Source organism: Clostridium sp. (assembly GCF_051656525.1).
Taxonomy (GTDB): domain Bacteria; phylum Bacillota; class Clostridia; order Clostridiales; family Clostridiaceae; genus Clostridium.
The window spans coordinates 1-6,370 of record NZ_JBOGCC010000333.1 but is presented as its reverse complement, the minus strand read 5'-3'; the positions used below and the strand labels follow the sequence as shown (position 1 = coordinate 6,370).

The following is a 6,370-nucleotide window of genomic DNA, read 5'->3' as shown; positions in this document are numbered from 1 at the left end:
TAGCTAAGTTCCTCATCATCATGAGTTATTTCCATACCTTGACCACCAATTACATATGAAGGTCTTACAAGTACAGGATATCCAAGTTCTTTAGCTTCCTCTAATCCCTCTTCTAAGTTCCATACACCTTTTCCTTTTGGTCTACTTACACCAAGCTTTTCAAGTAATTCATCAAATTTCTCTCTATCTTCTGCCATATCAATTTGATCAGCAGTTGTTCCAAGTGTTGGAATATTCTTTTCTTTTAAGAAGTTTGCAAGTTTTATAGCTGTTTGACCTCCAAACTGAAGAATAACTCCGTCTGGCTTTTCCTTTTCAACTATATTTAATACATCTTCCTCTGTTAGTGGTTCAAAGTATAATTTATCTGATATATCAAAATCTGTACTTACTGTTTCAGGGTTATTATTTACTATAATAGTTTCTACATTTAATTTTCTTAATGATTTAACACAGTGAACTGATGCATAATCAAATTCAACACCTTGCCCTATTCTGATTGGACCTGAACCTATAACTATTACTTTCTTTCTATCATTAGAAACTACAACCTCATCATATTGATCATAAGTTGAGTAATAGTATGGTGATAATGCTTCAAATTCTCCTCCACATGTATCAACCATTTTATATGATGGTTTAATGTTCCATATTTCTCTTAATCTATTTATATCTTCTGGACATACATTTAAGAAATCTGCTATTGCCTTATCTGAAAAACCTTTTTTCTTTAAGTTTAATAACCATTCTTTATCTAAATTTTCTATATGGCTTAATTTTAATCTTTGTTCTTCATTAACTATCCATTTAATTTTTTCTACAAAGAATTTATCTATTCCTGTTATTTCAGAAACTTTTTCTACTCTATAATCTCTTCTAAGCATTTCTGCTAAAGCAAATATTCTTTCATCATCAGGAGTTACAACTCTCTCTTTAAGCTCTTGAATACTTAAATCTCTAAACTTTTTAAAGTCTAATGAATATCTTCCAATCTCTAAGCTTCTTATTCCTTTTAAGAATGCTTGCTCAAAGTTAGAACCTATTGCCATTATTTCTCCTGTTGCCATCATCTTAGTTCCAAGTGCTCTATCTGCACTAAAGAATTTATCAAAAGGCCATTTTGGTATTTTACATACTACATAGTCTAATGTTGGCTCAAAACAAGCATATGTTTTTTGAGTTACTGCATTTTTAATTTCATCTAATCCATATCCTAATGCAATCTTAGCTGCAAGTTTTGCTATTGGATATCCTGTAGCTTTTGATGCTAATGCTGATGATCTTGAAACTCTTGGATTTATTTCAATTACTGCATACTCAAAGCTATGAGGGTTTAATGCAAACTGAACATTACATCCACCTTCTATTCCTACTGCATTTATTATATTTATTGATGCAGTTCTAAGCATTTGATATTCTTTATCTGAAAGAGTTTGAGATGGTGCAACAACTATACTATCTCCTGTATGTATTCCAACAGGATCAATATTTTCCATGTTACATACTGTAATACAGTTTCCATATGAATCTCTCATTACTTCATACTCTACTTCTTTCCATCCTTTAACTGATTTCTCAACTAAAACTTGACCTATTGTACTTAACTGTAATCCTGATTCTAAAATTTCTTTTAGCTCTGCTTCATTATCTGCAATTCCTCCACCAGTTCCTCCTAGTGTATATGCAGGTCTTACTATAACAGGATATCCAATTTTACTTGCATACTCCATTCCAGCTTCTAAGTCTGTTATTATTTCACTTTGAATTACAGGCTCATTTATTCTATTCATCATATCTCTAAATAACTCTCTATCTTCACCTTCTTTGATAGATGCTATTGATGTTCCAATTACTTTTACATTATATTTCTCTAAAATTCCAGCTTCATATAAATCAACTGCTAAGTTTAATCCTGTTTGACCACCCATTCCTGCAATTAAACTATCTGGTCTTTCTTTAGCTATAACTTTTTCAACAAACTCTAATGTTAATGGCTCTAAATAAACTTTATCTGCAACTTCTTTATCTGTCATTATTGTTGCTGGATTTGAGTTTATTAAAACAACTTCCATTCCTTCTTCTTTCAAAGCTTGACATGCTTGTGTTCCTGAATAATCAAACTCAGCAGCTTGACCTATAATAATTGGACCTGAACCTATAACTAAAACTTTTTTAATATCTTTATTTAATGGCATAATAACTTCCTCCCTTAATCCTATAGTGCAAATTCTAAAAATCTATCAAATATATATTCACAATCTTGTGGTCCTGCTGATGCTTCAGGATGGAATTGTACTGAATATATTGGTAATGTTTTATGCTTTAATCCTTCAATTGTTTTATCATTTATGTTTACATGTGTTACTTCAACATCTTCTGGTAACTCTTCTACAACATATCCATGATTTTGTGCCGTAATATGAACTCTTCCTGTCTCTAAATCTTTAACTGGGTGATTACATCCTCTGTGTCCAAACTTAAGCTTTGTTGTAGTTCCACCTAAGCTTAAGGCTAATAATTGATGTCCTAAGCAAATTCCCACTATTGGCTTTTTACCTGTAAGGTTTCTTATCATTTCAATAGCATAATCTAAATCCTCTGGGTCCCCAGGGCCATTTGATAAAAATACTAAATCTGGATTTACCTCTAAGATCTCTTCTGCTGTTGTTCTTGCTGGGAAGACTGAAATCTTACAGCCTCTCTTTTTAAAGTTTCTTATTATATTTTGTTTTATTCCATAATCAACTACTGCAATATGTTTTCCATTTCCTTCAATTACATATTTTTCATTAGTTGAAACTATTTCTACTGCTTCTTTATTACTAAAAGCTTCTAATCTGTCTCTAACTTCTTCTAAAGTAGAATTCTCTAATGCAATGATTCCTCTCATTGTTCCACTATTTCTTAAAACTTTTGTTAATGCTCTTGTATCTATTCCTTCTAAACCTATTATCTTATTCTGCTTTAAATAATCATCTAAAGTTAATTCACATCTAAAGTTGTTTGGCATTGTACATTTTTCTCTAACTATGAATCCTCTTACTTGTGGATTTTTTGACTCCATATCTTCTAGATTTATTCCATAATTCCCTATTAAAGGATATGTCATAGTTACTATTTGCCCATAATACGATGGGTCTGTTAACACTTCCTGATATCCTGTCATACCAGTTGTAAATACTACTTCTCCAACACTTTCCTTAAGGTATCCAAATGATTTACCTTCAAAAACCATACCATTTTCTAATATAAGCTTCGCTTTCATGCTTAAGCCCTCCTTCAAAATATATATGTTTGAAGCTAAAAATACACTTTAAAGTTCATTTTAATAAAATAAAAAGGACAATAAAGAGACCGTTTTTATACTTTAAATCGCTCTCTTTACTATCCTTATATGTTCAATATTTAAATTAACCTTCAAAGACAATTCTATGATATTACCTAAAACTGTAACTAACATAGTGCATACTTCCTTTCTGGCCTCACGGGACCAATTTAAAGTGTACCTTAACTCTAAATTTTATTCTTTTTATTAATTGTAATTTATGGTTTTTTACATGTCAAGGAATTTCTTTAATTATCTACAAAATATACATCTCTATTAAATTTTCATTTCTCCCCTCTTCTTTTTAATATTATGGTATAATTCCCTTATATTTGAAATTATAACAAAGGGGTAAATTTATGATTGAAATTAAAAATCTAACTAAATCATTTAAAAAAGATATTGTAGTTAATGGTCTTTCTTTCAACGTTAATCCAGGTGAGGTTGTTGGCTTGCTTGGAGAAAATGGTGCTGGAAAAACTACAACTCTTAGAATGATTTCTACCATGCTAAAGATAACTTCTGGAGATATTTTTGTAAATAATATTTCTGCTAAAGAAAAACCAACAGATGTTAGATGCGAAATCGGAATTCTTTTTGGTGGTGATGTAGGTCTTTATGATAGACTTACTGCAAGAGAAAATATTCTCTACTTTGCAAATCTTTATGGTATAAGTGATAAAGCTGCTAACAAAAGAATAGATGAACTTTCAAGAAAACTTGGAATGGATGATTATATTGATAAGAGGGTAGCTAAGTTTTCTAGAGGTATGAAGCAAAAAGTTTCTATTGCACGTTCTATTATTCATAACCCTAGTGTTATGCTTTTTGATGAACCTTGTACCGGACTCGATGTGACTGCTGTTAGAGTTGTTCATGAATTCATTCGTGAATGTAAAGCTGAAGGAAAAACTGTTTTATTCTCAAGTCATTCTATGCAAGAAGTTGAGAAACTTTGTGATAGAGTTCTTATTATAAATAAAGGTGTTCTTTTAGAAAATTCATCAATTCTAGACCTTAAAGAAAAATATTCTAATAATGATTTAGAAGATGTTTTTGTTTCTTTAGTAGGAGGTAGCTATAATGAATAGTTTTTTAGTAGTTTTAAAAAAGGAACTTAAGGATATTTTTAGAGATAAAAAGACTGTCCTTTTCACAATTATTTTACCTATAATTCTTTTTCCTGTTATGTATAAACTAATGGGGTATGGCATGGAGACCTCTATGAAAAGTGCTTCTGAAGAAATAAAAATAGCCTTAACTGGTGAAAAAACTTCTTCAATCCATAACTTATTACAATCTCAAAAAAATGTAACTTTTGAATCACCTGAAGACCCTAGACAAGCTCTAAAAGATGGTGATTTACAACTTATTATAGATATTCCTAAAAATTTTGATACGAATATTAAGGAAGGAAAAAATCCAAATTTAGATATTTTATACGATGATTCATCTAACAATTCCTCAATTGCACTATCCTTTGTGGAAAGTTTAATTTCTGGTCTTGAAGATAATATTGTTAGTGATAGGCTTAAAGCACAAGGCATTGATACTTCTATCCTAAAGCCAATTTCATTAAACATAAAATCTAATGCCTCTCTTGATGGTGAAGAAGTAAATCCAATGGCAAGAACTTTAGGTGGAATGATGCCATCACTTATTATTGTATTTATGTTTGCTCCTATCCTAGGAATTGCAGCTGATTTAGGTGCTGGTGAAAAAGAAAGAAATACATTTGAGCCACTTCTTTCAACTTCTTGTGATAGAAACTCACTTTTATTTGGTAAAATAATTGCCATAAGCGTAGTATCAGCATTAACTATGATAGCAAGTTTAATCTCCATGTATGTTGGACTTCAAGGTTTTATAAAATCTATGGCTAGTATGGGAGGTCATGAAGGTTCTACTGGGCTTTCATTTGAGTTAAGCTTTGAATCTATAATTTTAATGGTATTTCTACTACTAATACTTTTACTTGCAATCTGTGCAATTCAAATAAGTATCAGCATATTTGCAAGATCAACTAAAGAAGCGGGAACATATCTATCCGGTGTTATTACTCCTATAATGATAATTTCTTACATTCCTATGTTTATGGATGCTAAAGATATATCATCATTTGTTTTCCATCTTCCAATTGCAAACTCAGTTGCACTTATGAAGGAATTTATGGTTGGTATAAGTAATTTTAATCACGTTGGAATAGTATTCTTCTGGAATATAATTTATTTAATTTTAGCTATACTTGCAACAAAATATATGTTCTCAAGAGAAGAAGTAGTGTTTAGATCATAACTGTTATTAAGTTGAAATTCAAAAAGAATTTCAACTTATTTTTTAAATTTATTTCCTAATATTTCGAACATCTCACTCATTTTATACCAATATATGGTATGATTAACTTGGTTAAATAAATTTTTTATTTAACTAAAGGGGGATTTATGATAGAAATTAGAAATGTAAGAAAAAAATTAGGAACTAGAATAATTTTAGATAATATATCTTTAACCATTGAAAAAGGTACTATTGTTGTTCTTATAGGTTCAAGCGGTTGTGGAAAAACCACTACCTTAAAGCTTATAAACAAACTTATAACACCAACATCTGGGGAAATTTTTATAGATGGCATGCCTCTATCAAAAGAAGATACTATAAAACTAAGGCGAAATATAGGTTATGTAATTCAAAATACTGGTCTTTTCCCACACTTAACTATAGGAGAAAATATCGAACTTATTCCTAAGCTGAAAAAAGAAACCTCATTAGATGATATAAATAAATCTACAATTGAATTTTTGGAAATGGTAGGCTTAGACCCTTCAATATTCTTAAACAAATATCCATCAGAGCTTAGTGGTGGCCAACAACAACGTGTTGGTGTTGCTAGAGCTTTTGCAACTAATTCGGATATAATCTTAATGGATGAGCCATTTAGTGCTTTAGATCCTATAACTAGAACTTCCCTTCAAGACGAATTATTAAACTTAAATCACGAATTAAATAAAACTATAATCTTTGTAACTCATGATATGGATGAAGCCTTAA

Annotated in this window: 5 protein-coding genes; 3 read left to right on the top strand and 2 right to left on the bottom strand. The window is 30.4% G+C overall.

The features are described from left to right. A partial coding sequence (gene carB / locus ACRDDY_RS16495; protein ID WP_438566030.1) for a carbamoyl-phosphate synthase (glutamine-hydrolyzing) large subunit occupies positions 1–2,195 on the bottom strand: 2,195 nt, incomplete at its 3' end. A 20-nt stretch (positions 2,196–2,215) separates the two neighbouring features. Continuing rightward, a complete protein-coding gene (locus ACRDDY_RS16490) occupies positions 2,216–3,265 on the bottom strand; it encodes a carbamoyl phosphate synthase small subunit (RefSeq protein ID WP_438566029.1) in 1,050 nt (349 codons plus the stop codon). 419 nt (positions 3,266–3,684) lie between these two features. On the opposite strand from ACRDDY_RS16490, the gene ACRDDY_RS16485 reads away from it, so the two are divergent. The 3 genes from ACRDDY_RS16485 to ACRDDY_RS16475 form a co-directional block, all read left to right on the top strand. Next, positions 3,685–4,416 carry an ABC transporter ATP-binding protein gene (locus ACRDDY_RS16485; RefSeq protein WP_438566028.1) on the top strand — a complete coding sequence of 244 codons (732 nt, stop codon included), beginning with the start codon at positions 3,685–3,687 and terminating at the stop codon, positions 4,414–4,416. Next, positions 4,409–5,620 (top strand): ABC transporter permease, encoded by a 1,212-nt coding sequence (locus tag ACRDDY_RS16480; RefSeq protein ID WP_438566027.1) that lies wholly within the window; start codon positions 4,409–4,411, stop codon positions 5,618–5,620. Before ACRDDY_RS16485 ends, ACRDDY_RS16480 begins: the two co-directional genes overlap by 8 nt. 146 nt (positions 5,621–5,766) lie before the next feature. Continuing rightward, positions 5,767–6,370 (top strand): ATP-binding cassette domain-containing protein (locus ACRDDY_RS16475; RefSeq protein WP_438566026.1); only part of this gene is annotated, 604 nt, incomplete at its 3' end.